This window comes from Pseudobutyrivibrio sp. ACV-2 (genome assembly GCF_900107545.1).
GTDB lineage: Bacteria > Bacillota > Clostridia > Lachnospirales > Lachnospiraceae > Pseudobutyrivibrio.
In genome coordinates this window covers 40713-57362 of sequence record NZ_FNQZ01000012.1, presented here as the reverse complement: position 1 = coordinate 57362, position 16650 = coordinate 40713, and the positions used below count along the sequence as shown (strand labels likewise).

General features: G+C 37.3%; 9 protein-coding genes. 2 read left to right on the top strand and 7 right to left on the bottom strand.

All coding sequences use genetic code 11. The annotated features are described in order from the left end of the window. Window positions 1-62 precede the first annotated feature (62 nt). The 4 genes from BLV53_RS12335 to BLV53_RS12320 form a co-directional block, all read right to left on the bottom strand. Entirely contained in the window at window positions 63-4349 is a 4287-nt protein-coding gene (locus BLV53_RS12335; RefSeq protein WP_090301312.1) for a GH32 C-terminal domain-containing protein, read from the bottom strand. 367 nt (window positions 4350-4716) lie between these two features. Beyond that, complete coding sequence (locus BLV53_RS12330; RefSeq protein WP_090301309.1) at window positions 4717-7275, bottom strand: bifunctional diguanylate cyclase/phosphodiesterase; 2559 nt, start codon at window positions 7273-7275, stop codon at window positions 4717-4719. A gap of 252 nt (window positions 7276-7527) precedes the next feature. Further along, window positions 7528-8919 carry a glycoside hydrolase family 32 protein gene (locus BLV53_RS12325; protein WP_090301307.1) on the bottom strand — a complete coding sequence of 464 codons (1392 nt, stop codon included), beginning with the start codon at window positions 8917-8919 and terminating at the stop codon, window positions 7528-7530. A gap of 14 nt (window positions 8920-8933) precedes the next feature. After that, entirely contained in the window at window positions 8934-10799 is a 1866-nt protein-coding gene (locus BLV53_RS12320) for a PTS sucrose transporter subunit IIABC (RefSeq protein WP_090301305.1), read from the bottom strand. A gap of 262 nt (window positions 10800-11061) precedes the next feature. On the opposite strand from BLV53_RS12320, the gene BLV53_RS12315 reads away from it, so the two are divergent. Both BLV53_RS12315 and BLV53_RS12310 read left to right on the top strand, forming a co-directional pair. Then, the gene (locus BLV53_RS12315; RefSeq protein ID WP_090301303.1) at window positions 11062-12042 is read left to right on the top strand and encodes a LacI family DNA-binding transcriptional regulator; all 981 of its coding nucleotides are present in this window, start codon (window positions 11062-11064) and stop codon (window positions 12040-12042) included. Between the two features lie 153 nt (window positions 12043-12195). Continuing rightward, window positions 12196-13233, top strand: coding sequence for an ATP-binding protein (locus BLV53_RS12310; RefSeq protein WP_090301302.1), 1038 nt, complete (start codon window positions 12196-12198; stop codon window positions 13231-13233). Between the two features lie 87 nt (window positions 13234-13320). On the opposite strand, the gene BLV53_RS12305 is transcribed toward BLV53_RS12310, so the two are convergent. The 3 genes from BLV53_RS12305 to BLV53_RS12295 all read right to left on the bottom strand — a co-directional run bounded on the left by BLV53_RS12305 (window position 13321) and on the right by BLV53_RS12295 (window position 16635). Next, entirely contained in the window at window positions 13321-14187 is an 867-nt protein-coding gene (locus BLV53_RS12305; protein WP_090301300.1) for a carbohydrate ABC transporter permease, read from the bottom strand. Beyond that, window positions 14187-15242: a carbohydrate ABC transporter permease gene (locus tag BLV53_RS12300; protein WP_090301364.1), complete on the bottom strand. Its 1056-nt coding sequence runs from the start codon at window positions 15240-15242 to the stop codon at window positions 14187-14189. Before BLV53_RS12300 ends, BLV53_RS12305 begins: the two co-directional genes overlap by 1 nt. Window positions 15243-15330: 88 nt before the next feature. Continuing rightward, entirely contained in the window at window positions 15331-16635 is a 1305-nt protein-coding gene (locus BLV53_RS12295) for an ABC transporter substrate-binding protein (protein ID WP_090301298.1), read from the bottom strand. Window positions 16636-16650: the final 15 nt, after the last annotated feature.

Sequence of the window (16650 nt, the reverse complement as noted above, 5' to 3'; positions counted from 1 at the left end):
AACAGGAGTGAAATCCACCGATTTCACTCCTATTTTTATTCTTAGCAATATTATTTTTTATATTATCTTCTATTTCTCTTTCTAAGTGATAATGCTGCTACACCGCCGATAACTGCAACACCAATTACAGCTAATACTGCTTTAAGTGGTGAATTTTCATTTGTAGCGGTTGCAACAGATGATTCTACAACAGGAGACTCATCTGCAGACTGTTTGTCTGTGTTTACACCAGCTTTTGGAACGTCGGTATCTTTTATTTCTTCTGATACTGATTCTTCAGCAGGTTCAGCATTTGTTTCTACATTTTCTACCGCTGTTTCTTCTGTTTTTTCAATAGTGCTAGCAGGCTTGCTCTGTTTAGTAGAAGCTTTTGTAACTGATTTGCTTGCTGTGGTTAATCCTGGCAATGCCTGTGGTGTCTGGGAATCAGGTATAGTAACCTGTGCTACACTTTCATTAGCACTTGAAACAGCTGTAGTCTGTGATGGCACTGACTGCGTGCTTGATGATGTACTACTAGAAGTGCCAGTACTTGCAGTAGTTCCTGATTGTGTTTCATTTTTAGCTGGCTCTGTCTTAGTAGGTTGTGCCTTTGGCGAATCCTCCTTTACAGGCTCAGTCTGTTGCTTATCATCTGTTTGATTTGGTGTAGGAACTTCCTTTTTCTGATTTTCTGTAGATGGCTGCTCTGATGGTTTTTCTGCTGGCTCTTCTACATCAGGCTTTTGTGGTGCAGGTTCCTCAGAAGATGGGTTTTCAGCGCCTTCATAATCTACATAGAAAGTCTGTACATTAAGCTCTCCATCCCAAAGTCCTAAACCTACGTAGCCTTCAGCCATGTCTGTAGCTCCATCTATTGTGTACTCAAGGCTGTTTTCATTATCCACCAGAACAGATACGGTTGTGTCTTTCTTTACGATTTCAATGTCGTGATATTTTCCATCACCAATAGCTTTACTCATTCTGCCTCGATACATGTCATCGCGACCAAATCTGAACAATCTTATGTCTAAATTGTCAGGAGCGAACTGGATAGAATAAGCACCTTCACCATCTAGTGGATTCATGTTCTGACCAACTAAGAAAATGTTAATCAATCCCTTTTTAAAGGCGATTTTAGTCTTTAAGGTGTAGTCACCGCTTATCTTGTCTTTGGTCATGTAGTAATCATTCTGAGCAACGTTAGATACAGTAAGTGTTTCATCATCTACTGACCAATTTCCAGAAAGATTTACGAATTCTTTCATGTTAGTTTTGAAATTGTTTTCGTATACTTCGATGTTAAATTCTCTGGTGAGTTCAGGATTTGCCTTGCTTGTGGCAACTACTATAGCCTTTCCCTTCTTTAATGCCTTAATCTTTCCGTTCTGAGATAACTCAATGTAATCCTCGCCAGATTGGATGCTCCATTCTATTTCCTGATTAGCGCTAACTGGTAAAATATATACATCAATCTTTGCTTCTTCGCCACAATTCATCATTGTCTTTTTAGGGAACATTGAATTGATTGCATATGCTTCATCTGTAGACTGCTTGTCACCCCAGATGCTCTCTAATGGATAAATATCTATATCTGCCTTTGCTGCAGCGCCTTCTACAAAGACTTCGAGCCCAAGGCTGAATGGGTTAGGGAAAATCTGAGCGGCACCGCATACCTTATCATCTGAAGAAAATACTTCAACGCTTGCTTTGTCCACATATATGTGTAAATCTACAGTACCATCTTCGTTAAGACTCATATCCTGTGAGCAAACCTCTGCAAATTTGCCGCTTATAATGATACCTGACTTGCTTCTGTCAATATATAGCTTTTGACTAGCTAAATCATAAGCAACTACAGTTTCTTCATCTGCACCTTTTCTCAATTTGAAGCCGACCTTATTTGTGCCTGCTTCTGGTTTAAAGGTAGCGCAAATTTCATAAGTATCGCCACTAAAATCTTTTAATAAGTCACTGTCATCTGTAACCTTTTTATCCTTTAAATGTATGGCACTTGATTTGTCTCTAAGGCTCTTGTATTGTTCTACAGGTGTCTGCGTTAATGAATATGTATCGCCAGTCTTTTCTAAGCCAAGTGCAAGATTTAAATTAAATGTTCCATTGAAATCCTGACCTGTTTTTGCTGCTACTGAATTGCAGTAATCATCCCATGTATTCATCCAGTTTAACTCTACAATTTCTGGAATAACAGGGTTTTCAGCAGTACCAAAATCCTGAACATAATATGTCATTGCAGCGTATGAATCTCTACCGAAATTCATAATTCCATCTCTATCAACGTACTCTGCATCCGGTACATAAGTCCAGTTGCCATCGACATTTACCAAATCACCTACTTTGTAAAAACGACCGCCTCTGGATAAAACCCACTTGAGTGTTCCATCTTCAGCCTCAACAGGGTATAAATCTGGACATTCTGTGTGTAAATCAGGATAAGTTGACTCACATTTCCAATTTAATAAATTGTCAGAAGAGTATATTCTAAGTGGACCACCAGCTACAACCATAAACCATTTATTTTCCCATCTAAACACCTTAGGGTCTCTGAAGTCGCGAGAGTGTAATGGATCATTTGTCCAATCTGCAGCCACTTTGTCAAGCTTCTTCCAGGTTTTTCCTTCATCTTCACTGTAAGCCACCTTGATTCTTTGGCCATTTCCATCGGCAGTTATAAGAGCAACTAAGCCGCCATTTTCAGAGTCGAATAGGCCTGAGCTGTTGTTTGTGTCTGCTACGATACATCCTGAGAACATGGCACCATTAGCATCTGGATAGAAAGCGATTGGTTCATCTGTCCAGTGGATTAAATCCTCACTTGTGGCATGAGCCCAATGCATTGGTCCCCATTTGATGTCATCGAAAAACTGATAGAAAAGGTGATATTTTCCATTGTAATATACAAGTCCATTAGGATCGTTTGCCCAGCCTTCCTTTACCGAGTAGTGATACTGATCTCTGTACACTTCGTTGTAATATTCAATAGCTGGCTTAAGTCTATGGACATTAATTCTATATACTACAGAAGCCTCGTAATCATCATCTTTAACAGTAGATTTCACTGTAAGATAGTTAATACCTTGTTTTACAGGAATGTGTCTACCATCTTCATAGACTGTTCCATTCTCATCTTTGACTTCAATTGTGGCATTTTCGCAAGCCTTTTCAACCTCTACATTTATTTCAGATGCATCATTATCAACATACTGCAACATCATAGGCTCTGTTGAAACAAATCTTGCTTTCTTCTGAACAGTTCCATTGTCGGATGTTATTTTGATATTTTCCAGGATAGGTAAAAAATCATCATTTAATTCTTTGAAATATGTGTTTTGATAAATTACTTTGCTGTTCCAGTTGAGAAGACCAAATACTCCTTCATCAATGTATGTGTCCTGTCCTAAATCACCAGGCTGTAAATAGTAGTCACCAGTGCTTGCAACAAGCTGGTCATTGACATAGTAAAGAATCCATGAATCATAAGCAACTACCTTAAGCTCATATGTTTCGTCCTCAGTAGCTGGAACTGATTTCTCGTCAATCAGCTGAAGTGCATCGTTTCTCTGCCATCTGAAAAATTTGCACTTATGATTTGATGCGTCGATATTTACAACGTAGCTTTCCTTATCATCGGCAGTTCCATTACTTCTGAAAAGTAAAGCAGCAGCGCCTCTATTTTCCAGGAATTTAACCTCTGTTGAATAAACAAAGTTTCTTCCTTTGGTCTTGGAGAATGCAAAGCAATCACCCTTGTCGATGGCATCGCTTAGCATACCATCTTCTGTGGCTTCCCAAGTACCCTCGCCAGCATAAGTTAGTTCACCGATATTATTTTTATAGTTTTCTTCCTTTTTTATTTCTTTCTTTACTTTTTTCTTTTTTGACTTCTCTATAGAATTCTTTTCATCATCGAGATCTTCGTCATCCTCAAGTTCTTCGTCTTCATCAAGCTCCTCGTCGTCTTCGAGTTCTTCCTCATCTTCGAGCGCTTCTTCGTCTTGAAGTTTCTCGTCGTCTTCAAGCTCTTTTTTGTCTTTGATCTCTTTCTCATCTTCGGAGGTCAAATCATCCCCTTTTTCATCGTCCTCCTCAGACTCTGCTTTACTTTCAGGAGCTTTACTCTTTTCAGATTTCTCTTCTTCAGCTGTCTCCTTTTTGTCACTTGTATCTTCCTCATCAGAAGACTCATCGATTCTGAGTTCTTCTATTAGGGCAGAATTCCCTTCATTTGTGATTTCCTCAGATACTACAGATGTGGCAAACACTGTGGCATTGTTTGTTACCACGTTGCAAAATACCAATGATACCCCTAGTACCTTGCACAAAAACCTAACCAATCTTCTCCTATGCATATTCTCTCCTTTTGATAAACATAATTTAGCAATTATGCACTCGGCCGATATTACATATGCACAACCGCTTGTTTGCTGTTCACACAAAAATAGTATGTCATTATGATGCGTATATCAATTATTTTTGTGCAATTAGCACATATTTATGAAAGTGTGCTAATTACCGTTAAGTCTTATTAGCTAATATGCACCATAAATTCTATAATTTTTTGTGCATTTGCACTATTTTTACATTTGCATATCTCCAGTTTTCACGCAAAATAATACACTCCAAGGTTCTCATTTCCTTGGAGTGTATATATAAAATCTGAATTATTTTTTGTATTAAGCTAGATGTTTTTCCAAGCCAAGCACCAACTACTCATACTTAATATTTCATCTGCTTCTTTTTTGCATACATATTACTATCAGCCTCTTCAAACACTTGCTTCATAGGCTTATTTTCTACACCTCTGGCTAGGCCCGCCGCTATGGTTACACCACCACGAACCTTATTTTCATGGTTCTTTGCTTCAATGTATCCCATAGAAAAATCAATATTGCTATATGCATCACCCTGAATTATTACGGAAAATTCATCGCCACCTATCCTGTATACCGGACTATGTGGAAATGCGTCACATATTATTTTGCATCCTGCCTTTATAAATTCATCACCAGCAGCGTGCCCATATGTGTCATTGATATATTTGAGGCCATTCAAATCAAACACAGCTATCGCATACTCATCGACTGAGCCATCCTCAATCTGTGTGCTCAGTTCTTCCTCTGCCTGGGCATAGGCATGCTTGTTCTTAACTCCTGTAAGTTCATCCTTTATGGCTAGTTTTTCGACCATTGAAAGGTTATCTTTATATTCTTTTTCTTTTCTAACCTCTGCGTCGATATTAATCAGACCTACGATGAGCTTTTCTTCATCATTTTCCTTGATTATAATAGCCTTATATCTAAAAAACGTAGGTTTATCATCAATCATCCGCCTATACTCATACGTAAAGCTGCCATTTTTTTCTATGGAATCCAGCACCTTTTTCTTGTTTATTGCTTCAAAAAATCCCTCTTGGTCTTCTTGATAGATTACGCCTTTTCCTACTTTTATTGTCTCCTCGAAAAAATCCTTTCCTATACGATTCATGCCAGCATAATCTACACTCTGATCAGCATTATAAATAGTGTAAGAATTATCTTTTAAATCAATACAATAAACGGCATGAAAATCACCAACCAACGCAGCAATTCTTGAATAATACATCCTTTCTTCCTGAACCTGTTTAAACTTTTCCTGCTGTTTAACCTGGCCATCTACATTATTAATGCCAATAATAATATGCTTTCCATCTTTCCTATCTTTTACAGCTTTAAGGCATACATATTTAACGCCATCACTTTCATTAGCTCTATAGGTTATAGAAAAAGCACCATTCTCTTCGATATTTTTAAGAATGTTCTCCTTTGTAACCATCATATTAAACATGGTACGATCTTCTTCGTAAACCTTTTTATTACTGTCCTTATAGGCTTCAAAAAAGAAATCCTTTCCCTGATGTTCTACTGTAATATCTCTATTTAATCCATCAGATTGATATAATACGTAGCTGTTTGTTTCGATATCAACAAAATACATAGCAACGTAATCCTCTGACAGGGCTCTAGAAATATAGTTATATGAAAGTGATGTAATTTTATTATATTTTTCACCTGTAGATATAATTGCAAACAAAATCGCATATTTTTTAGTTTCCTCATCATATGCTATCTTTTGAAGCATCATATGAACTATTGAGCCCACAGGTGTTCTGTCATCAATAATTAAATCCTCACCTGTCTGAACGCAGTGTTTAATTCGACTAAGAACATACGCACTAGGAAATTCCTTGTGAGAAAGCTGTCTACTCTCATACTTTATCTTAAAGTTTGGAAAATTTTCATACATAAATTGTCTAAAGCTTTGATTAATACGCATGAATCTTACGTTGGAATAATCTATTTCGATAATAGCCATAGGCATACAATTATCATCCAATTCAGATACATTGCTCCTATCTTTAGCAACAGACAACTCATGAAGACTTACTTTATCAACATTATTGTAGTATTCAGCTTCTTTGGGATTTTCAAGTCCCAAAAACTGCTTGCCATCTTTTACAAATTTTTCCAATTGTTTGACAGCAAGGGGTCTGGTAAAGTAATATCCCTGAAGTTTCGCGCAACCAATTTCTTTTAGGAAATCAATCTGTGCCTGATTTTCCACACCTTTTACAATAGTTTCAATGCCCAGAGCATTTGCCATTTTTACAAGTTCTGTGATAAAAATCTTTGCTCTATCATTTACTAATATTTGTCTTGTTAATGACAAATTAATTTTTACAACGTCAAAATGAAGCTGGCTTGACAAAAGAAGTGAGGTGTCACCATTTCCAAAATCATCAAACTCAATTTTATAACCTAGCTTTTGCAGGTGCTCCAATTGGCTAACTGTGTTCTTTTTTTCAACTACTGACGCGTTTTCAGATACCTCAAAGGCAAATCTATCCTTTGAAATACCAGCTTTTGATATTTTGTTATCAATTTCTTTTACAATGTTTCCCTGTTGAAAATCCAGCTGTGAAAAATTTATAGACGTAATAACAATATCTATACCCATCTTTTTTTGAGCTTGAATTTTCTCAATAACTTTATCTAGAATATATAAATCAAGCTGACTTATTAGTCCAGCTTCCTCAAGTATGGAAACAAAATCACAGGCATTAAGAACGCCTAAAACAGGATCATCCCATCTGGCCAAAGCTTCTTCTTCACATACCTTACCTGTGGAAGAGCGTACTACAGGCTGAATATAAACCTCAATCCATTCTTCTTGAAGTGCTCTTTCAAAATTTTCCAGTAAGTATTCTTTTCTACTTTCCAAAAGTATATTTTTCTTCATTTCAAATACCTAAGGTATATCAACAAAAGCCGATTTTCGAAAATACTACACACTACTTCTTTCTTATAGCATATTTTTATTAAAATTTTGTGATAATCTTGGCTAAACGCCTATTCATTTCGTAAATATGTTCTAAATTTGTATAACATAAACTCGTAAACGAAAAAAGAGATGGAAAAATTTCCATCTCTCCTACGACATCCTGGCCTCTCTTTAGTTCCTAATTTCTGATGAAAATCAAGACTCTGTCAACTATTTAATATTTATATTAAAAGGCTTAAGACTGTAGGCTTCTATATTCTCAATACTTCCCTCTAAAGAAATTGTGTTCTCAACTTCCTTTGCCTTGAAATATTTTGTAGTAAAGGTATAAAGACCATCATTTATGAATATCTCAATGCTACATGTATCTATATAAAACCTAATATTTTCAATTTTCTCCCCGTCAGCAAGCTTTAGCTTTCTGGTAGTTCTATTACTTCCTAGCATCTCGTCAGTAAAAGAAAATACCATATCATTAGTTAGCTTGCTGTATTTAATATTAAAGCCTTCGTTGATCTGAATAGTGAAATCACTTTGACCAAACTCCGACAAATATAATTCATATGTATCAATGTCAGCAAGGTTTTTAATATCTATTTTTTTATCTCTTAACTCCTTAATTTCTGCCATTGGCTGTTGGCGCAGCTTTTTCGATTTGCTGTCATAGACTAATTCTCTAGGCAGTGACAGCATATGCTGCCATCCATCCTCTATTGAAGCGTCATGGCCATATTCTGCATCAGGCATGCCCATCCAGGCAATTAGGATTGTTCTGTCTTTTTCATCCACATATGTTTGTGGTGCGTAGAAATCAAAACCATAATCCCACTCTGTAAATTCGTCTAAGCCGTCACCCTCAGCCAACAAATCCTCTTTTGTATTAAAATAACCAGACTGATAAATATTCTGGAATCTATACTCCTGTGCCTCTAGCCCCTGTGGGGATATAGACAAGAACTGTTTGCCATCTACATAAAATAAATCGGGGCATTCCCACATGTAACCAAAGTCTGCCTTTTCAATGAAGTGGCTAAAATCCCAATTAATCTTATCCGCAGATTTAAATACGATAACGCATCCTTCATCCTTTTTGGTTCTTGCTCCAAGCGTCATGTAATAAATGCCATCCTTACACAGTACCTTTGGATCTCTGACGTGAAGAGTAAGATTATCAGGATAATCCTGGCTTCTTAGCAATATTCTTTTTTCACTAGCGTCAACTCCGTTCTCGCTTGTTACTAAAATTGTATTGCTCTCTCTGCCCTCAAGGATGTAGTCATAATCTCCAGCATGCTTCACGTTGCCTGTGTAATAGATATACATTTTATGATCTTCCACATAGGCGCATCCTGAATATACACCACTGGTGTCCTCTGGAAGGTCAGGCTTCATAAATACTCCTGAGAATTCATAGTTGATGAAATCCTTTGTGGAGTAATGTCCCCAGGTCTTTTCACCGCCCTTGGGCTGATCTGGTGAATACTGGAAAAATATGTGATGGATGCCATCAAGCTGGCAAAGACCGTTAGGGTCATTAAGCCAGCCTGACGTAGGAAATAGATGAAATCTAGGAGTTAAATATTTGTTATCTTTTAAACTCATCTAATAAACACCTGTTATTTTGCTACTGCTAAAACCTTTTCACTTAATTCTGTCTCACCCATTTTGATGCTGCTAACATTAGAAAACTTCTGTGTGTTAGAAACAATAACAGGTGTAACAAGTGGATAGCCAGCCTTTGTAATAGCGTCCATATCAAATGTCACAAGAGTCTGTCCACATGTAACCTTTTCGCCCTGAGCAACATGTGCTGTGAAGTGCTCTCCGTTTAACTTAACAGTGTCAAGACCAATGTGAATAAGAACTTCAATCCCATCATCACTTACAAGACCAATAGCATGCTTTGTATCATAAAGCATAGCAACTGTTCCATTGAAAGGAGCAACTACCTTTCCTTCTGAAGGATTGATAGCAATACCTTTTCCAAGTGCCTCGCTTGCGAATACTTTATCAGGTGCCTCTGTAAGAGGAATGATCTGTCCCTTAAGAGGAGCATATACTGAATTTGGCTCTACATTAATGTCAGACTTTGTCTCAACTACAACAGAAGGAGTTTTCTCCTCATCCTTGTAAAGTACCCAAGATACTGCAAATGCAACAACTGAAGCAACTACAAATGAAAGTAAATATCCTGGTAAACAATCAGTTACGATAAGAAGTCCGAATAAACCTGTAATACCATTTGCTGTAGCATAAACGCCCATGATAGAAGCGATACAAGCACCGATTGCACCACCAACCATACCTGCGATAAATGGCTTTCCGTAACGAATATTAACACCGAAGATTGCTGGCTCTGTAATACCCATGAAAGCTGAAAGTGAAGCTGGAAGAGCCATTGAACGTGTCTTCTGGTTCTTTGTCTTTAATGATACTGCAAGAGCAGCTGCACCCTGTGCTACGTTTGCTGCTGTAGCGATTGGCATCCAGACATTCATACCGTTATCTGAAAGCATCATCATTTCGATAGCATTGTACATGTGGTGAGCACCGGCAAGTACTGTTGGTGCATAGAAACCACCCATAAGGAATGCTCCGATACCAAATGGAATTGCGATAAGTGCCTTTGCCCCTGAAAGAACCCATGTCTCAATCTGTGCAAATACAGGTCCTATAAGTGTCATAGCAATGAAACCTGCCGCAAGAACAGAACAAAGTGGTGTTACGAATAAGTCGAACATTTCTGGAACAATCTTGTGTAGCTTTTTCTCGATTGCACACATTAACCAAACAGAAAGAACGATTGGAATAACGTGTCCCTGATAACCTACATTTGCAATGTTCCAAGCCCCGAACCAAGACCAAAGTGTAGATGTCTCAGCACCACTTGCTACTGTCCAAGCATTAACAAGGCTTGGATGAATCATAATCATACCAATTACTGCACCCAGGTAGATATTTCCACCAAAAATCTTAGCTGCTGAAATAGCAATAAGAATTGGTAAGAATGTAAGTGCAGTGTTTGAGAACATATTTACAAGATTATAGAAATACGAATCTGCCATTGAAGGCCAAACCTGTACAAGACCACCAAGTAAACCATTTAAAAGTCCAGTTGCAACAATGGCTGGAATGATTGGGATAAAGATATCACCAAGAGTCTTGATAGCACGCTTCCACCATGGTGCCTTGCTTGCAGCAACCTGCTTGAGCTCTTCCTTTGTAGATGCCTCGATACCTGCTATATCAATAAACTCGTCATAAACCTTGTTGACTGTACCTGTACCGATGATAAGCTGAAGCTGACCAGACGCATCAAACACACCCTTAACCCCGTCTATCTCCTCTAATGCTGATACATTTACCTTGCTGTTATCAGCGATTACTAATCTAAGTCTAGTTGCACAATGGGCAGCTGAGATTAGATTATCCTTTCCACCAATCTGTTCATAGATTTGGCTTGCACACGATCTGTAATCCATGTTGTTTCCTTTCTATTTTCCCTATATTAAATAAATAATGAAATCAATCGTGGTTTATGAAATCGATTTCATATCATGGTGACATTATATTACTGTTAAATCAAAATTCCTATTAGTAATGTGTGATAACGATTTCACATATTTTTTATACGTTTTTCACAAAAAATTTTATAACAGCCTTATTATCGTTACAAAAATTGATTTAACTCCATCTGATTAATATAATAATATTGAAAACGATTTCATTTTTAGGAGTAAACCCATGAATATTAACCAAATAGCAAAGCTTGCGGGAGTATCCCCAGCGGCAGTTTCCAGATATTTAAACAACGGTTACTTAAGTGAGGAAAAGCGACAAGCCATAGCAAAAGTAATAGATGAGACTGGATACATCCCATCTACCCAGGCTCAAACTCTCAGAACTAAAAAGACAAAAATCATCGGGGTCATTATCCCTAAAATAGATTCAGATTCCATTTCACAAGTCGTGGCTGGTATTGGTGAGGTTCTAAATGAAAAAGGCTATAAAATGCTTTTGGCCAACACAGACAACCACGATGAAAAGGAAATAGAATTTATTAATACTTTCAAGCAGAACATAGTTGATGGAATCATCCTGCTTGGAACTGTTCTTACCCCTAAGCACAAAAAAGCCTTGAAGGATCTGACAATTCCATATGTGGTCTTAGGACAGCAGACAGATATTTCCACCTGTATATTCCATGATGATTACACGGCGGCATACGAATTAGCAGATTACATTATAAATAAAGGTCATAAAAATATTGGGTACATCGGCGTTACTGAAAAGGATATAGCTGTGGGTATAAATAGAAAAAAAGGTTTCCTGGATGCCACTGAAAAGCATAATATCAAGCTTTCTGCAGACCACATTAAAACCGGCTCCTTCTACATGGATAATGGCTACGAAAATACTAAGACTCTACTTAGTCAAAATGAAAATATTGATGCCATTCTATGCGCAACGGATACTATAGCTTTAGGGGCCATCAAATATCTAAACGAAAATGGCATTAAAATTCCAGAAGATATAGCTGTTGCTGGCTTCGGAGAGAGCAAACCATCTTCTATTCTTTCCCCTAGCCTTACTACAGTGCATTTTTATTACAGAGAATGCGGCATTGAAGGAGCTACATTCTTGCTTGATAAAATTGCAAAACCTGATATACCTGATAAGGCAATGAAATTAGGCTTTGAAATTATTAAAAATCAATCTGTTTAAGGGGGCACCCTCTCCAGTGCTCTGGTCTCTTCTGGAAACAGCTCCATATTGTTAATACAAAAATGATAAAGAATAATAAACCTTGTTGAAAATGATAAAATATGATAAAATCATATTAAAATGATAAAGAATGATAAAAGGAACAGTTGTGCTATGAAGTCAAATCCATATTCACTTTTATTTGGAAAAGAACCAAAAGAAGCCATTTCTAGAGCAGCTCAGAAATCTGATATAATTGACTCATTTTCTTCAGAGCCTTCTATACAACAGATATATATGATTACCGGTGTAAGGGGATGTGGTAAAACAGTCTTTATGACTGAAATATCAAAAGAGCTTAAAGAATTAGATAATTGGATAATTGTAGAGCTGAGTTCTAATGGTGATATACTAACAGATTTTGCTGCGGCATTAGCTAGTGAAAACTACCTGGCAAAGCTCTTTCAGCAGGCCAGCATCAACCTATCATTTTTTGGATTTGGTCTTGAGGTAAAAGGCTCTGTTCCCATTACCAACGTACAGGTTGCAATAACTAAAATGCTTGAAAGCATCAAAAAAAATGGAAAAAAGGTTCTCATCTGCATCGATGAAGTGACTAACAATTCTTCCATGCAAGCATTTGCCAGTGCCTTTCAGATTTTTGTTCGCCAGGATTTACCTCTATATTTATTAATGACTGGCTTATTCGAAAACATTAACAATTTGCAAAATGAAGAAAATCTAACCTTTTTGTATAGAGCTCCTAAAGTAGAACTAAAACCACTAAACATTACCACCATTTCGAACAATTATAAAAAAACTTTTTCACTGGAGGATGCTTCCTCTCTTGCCATGGCTAAACTTACAAAAGGATATTCATTCGCCTTTCAAGTACTTGGCTATTTCACATGGAAAATGAAGGGTGATTATAAAGCTGCTCTACCAGATTATCAGCAATATCTTGAAGACTATGTATATGAAAAAATATGGTCTGAAATGTCATCAGGCGATAGAAAGCTAGCTTACGGAATTGCAAAATCCAAGACTGGAAAAGCCAGTGAAATTAAAACTATATTAGGTATAGAAAATAATGAATACACACCATACCGCGATAGGCTTATCAAAAGAGGCATTCTTGACGGTAGTGAACACGGTCATCTAAAATTTATTCTTCCTTTATTTGAAAAATATGTTTTGGCAAATTATGAATAAAAAGAGCCGCGGCTCAATTGTCACGGCTCTTCTCTGTCATATAATTATTAAACTACTTAAATAATACTACTAGAATACTTATCTTTCTTACGATTTTATTGCACCATCTACCAATCCACCCATAATCTGCTTCTGTGCAAACAAGAAAAGAATAATCATAGGGATGATTGCCAAAAATGCCGCTGTAAGAATCAAATCCCACTGCTTTACATATGAGCCGATGAAGGCCTGCACAGCAACTGGCAGGGTCTTTACTTTTCCGTTGTGACCAAGCATTAATGATGGAAGCAGGTAGTCATTCCATATCCACATTCCATTAAGGATTGTGACTGTCATAATTGGTGGCTTAAGTAGTGGTAGAATAATGTTAAAATAAATTCGTTCAGGCGAGCAACCATCTATGGCTGCAGCCTCTTCCAATTCATAAGGAATAGTTTTTATAAATCCATTTAAAATAAACACTGTCATTGCGCCACCAAATCCAAGGTATGCAAAAATAATACCTGGAAATGACTGTAGCATGTTAATGCCAAGGAACTTTCCTACATCTCTAAAAGTAGAGATAAGTGGAAGCATTACAACCTGAAAAGGAATAATCATAGAAGCAATAAAGATCATGTAAATAACGAGTGACCATCTTGTTTTGTTTCTACAAATAACCCATGCTGCCATTCCGCCAAACAGTGCCAACAGCAAAAGTGAAAAAATAGTAACTACAGCAGATGTGCCAAATGCTGTCCAAAAACTAAAGTTGCTGTTATTGATAACTGCTGTAAGATTATTAAGCAACTTGGACACTGCCATTCCCGACACACTAACAGGATTCATTACTATATCATTTGCAGTTCTAAATACATTTACCACAATAAGGAAAAATGGAAACAATACAAATATAGCAATTATAGTAACAATTATTCTGATGATAACATCAAGTACAGTAAGCTTTTTTACCATTACATCTCCACCTCCCTCTTATTAGAAACTCTAACCTGAATTATAGATACAATAGAAAGGATAATGAAGAATAGAACGGCCTTTGCCTGTCCCATAGCATAGTTATTCTTTGTGATTGCGGTGTTATAAATGTTGAGTGCAAGCATCTGGCTACCATTTGTTAAATACTGATCCATGAATGTTACTGAACCTGTACCGTTAGTCAAAGCCATGTTTACATCAAACTGCTTAAATGCAGACTGCAACGTCAGGAATGTACAGATAGTTATTGTTGACGCTATCATTGGAAACTTTATCTTAAAGAAAGTCTGAACTGCAGTTGCTCCATCAATTGAAGCTGCTTCAACAACATCTGTAGGTACAGTAGTAAGGCCAGTGATGTAGATCATCATGATGTAGCCTGCATACTGCCAAATGTATACCACGACAATTGCCAAAAATGCTGTATTATATTTTGAAAGCATTGAGCTATTATAATCAAAATATTTTAAGGTCCAACTAAGAACTACATTGTTGAACACGAACTGCCATATGTATCCTAAAACGATACCACCGATAAGGTTTGGAATAAAATATGCAGCCCTGAAAAAGTCAACAAACTTAATATTGCTTGTACATAAAACTGCAAGAGCCAGACCTATAACATTTACTGCAATCATGTTTATGATTACAAACAAAACTGTAAGAATCAATGACCACAGAAAGCTCACTTCTGTAAACATTGCAGCATAGTTTTTTAGTCCCACAAACTGTGTCATTCTTATTCCATTCCAATCTGTGGTGGAATAAAAAAGACCAAGGCCAAATGGAATAACTACTGTCACTGCAAAACAAAATAAAAGCGGAAATAAAAATATAAAGTTAATTATTTTTTTATGATGCTTTTGCGTTGGATATAAATATAATCCACCTAAAAATATGATTGCCCCTATTACCAGTAACTCTCCCCTAAATACTGAGTCACTTCCTGTAAAATCTAAAGCCAAGGCTACAATCAGCGATAATAATCCAAGTGCCAATAACGCAATAGATAAGGGTTTTTGCTTATTTCCCATAGCCATTTCATGTCCCCCTTTTTCAGCAAATATGAGATGGAGCCATACAGCCCCATCTCACCATTTAAATTTCAAAGAATTTTTTAGTCTATTGAGCGTATGCTGCCTCAGTAACCTGCTTAAATGTCTTAATAAATCCATCCTTATCAAGGCTACCTGATGCAAAATCTGCAAATACCTGGCCTACGTAGTTCTGAGCATATCCGTCTGTCATACCAAGCCAATGCCATGCAGATGTCTTGCCTGCTGATGTATAGTCTGTGATTGTCTGTGCAAATGGATCATCAGCAACAACTGTGCATGACTTGTAAGGGCTGATAAATCCAGCTTCCTTTACAAGTACTTCCTGAGCATCTGCCTCTGACATCCACTGTAAGAATGCCTCTGCTTCAGCTACGTTGCCGTCCTTGTAAACTGCCCACCATGAAGGAGAGTTTGTAAGGATTGTATCGATACCTTCCTCAAATGCGTAAGGAATCATACCACACTTAAAGCTGCCTGCTTCCTTGTATGCGTCTGCATCATCGCCTGTGATTGTTGCGCCAATCCATGAACCCTGTGTTACAAATGCATACTTTCCAGATGCAAAGTTAAGAATCTGCTGATCGTATGTACCAGATACAAGTAATGACTGGTCTGAATACTTATTGAAAAGCTCAGCCATATCTGCAAAAGCTGCAAAACGCTTATCATCGAGCTTTCCACCATCATTTAACATATCAATATATGTTGTGTCATCACGGTCTAAGCCTTCATCAAGATATGTTCCAAAAAGATGATTTCCTGTTGACCAATAAAGATTTACTGGTTCTGCGAAGTAACCAATTACAGCTGTAAGTCCAAGCTCATCCTTTTTTGAATCGATAGTTTCAAAAGCCTTTGCCATAGATTCAGGTCCTGTGATTGATGCAGGATCTACGCCAGCTTTCTCTAAGATATCTGCATTATAAGCAAGACCAATTGCCTCTGTGGTATATGGGAAACCAACTGTGCCATCGCTATTTGTAAATGCAGCATCTGTATCAGAAACCCATTTCTGGTCACTCATATCTTGAAGTAAGCCATCCCAATTGTTGAAATCTGCTTCACCACCACATACAAAAATATCTGGCATATTGTCTGACTGGTAGTATGCCTTTAACTCACCCTGGATATCGATTCCACCACCCATTGACTCGATTTCAACATGAGTTCCTGTTTCCTTTTCATACATTTCGGCCAGCTTCTTGAGCTGTGAATCAACTTCGATTTTTCCGTTTACCAAACGGATAGTTTTTCCTGAAGCACTTTCTGATCCACCTCCATCAGATCCGCTACCGGCAGAACTTCCACAAGCCACAAGTCCTGTAGCCATCAAACCCACTAATACCATTGATAATAATTTTTTCTTCATACCAATACCTCTCCT

Coding starts and splice junctions, on each gene's coding strand:
- BLV53_RS12335 (WP_090301312.1), bottom strand. CDS start 4,349: ATGCATAGGAGAAGATTGGTTAGGTTTTTGTGCAAGGTACTAGGGGTA.
- BLV53_RS12330 (WP_090301309.1), bottom strand. CDS start 7,275: ATGAAGAAAAATATACTTTTGGAAAGTAGAAAAGAATACTTACTGGAA.
- BLV53_RS12325 (WP_090301307.1), bottom strand. CDS start 8,919: ATGAGTTTAAAAGATAACAAATATTTAACTCCTAGATTTCATCTATTT.
- BLV53_RS12320 (WP_090301305.1), bottom strand. CDS start 10,799: ATGGATTACAGATCGTGTGCAAGCCAAATCTATGAACAGATTGGTGGA.
- BLV53_RS12315 (WP_090301303.1), top strand. CDS start 11,062: ATGAATATTAACCAAATAGCAAAGCTTGCGGGAGTATCCCCAGCGGCA.
- BLV53_RS12310 (WP_090301302.1), top strand. CDS start 12,196: ATGAAGTCAAATCCATATTCACTTTTATTTGGAAAAGAACCAAAAGAA.
- BLV53_RS12305 (WP_090301300.1), bottom strand. CDS start 14,187: ATGGTAAAAAAGCTTACTGTACTTGATGTTATCATCAGAATAATTGTT.
- BLV53_RS12300 (WP_090301364.1), bottom strand. CDS start 15,242: ATGGGAAATAAGCAAAAACCCTTATCTATTGCGTTATTGGCACTTGGA.
- BLV53_RS12295 (WP_090301298.1), bottom strand. CDS start 16,635: ATGAAGAAAAAATTATTATCAATGGTATTAGTGGGTTTGATGGCTACA.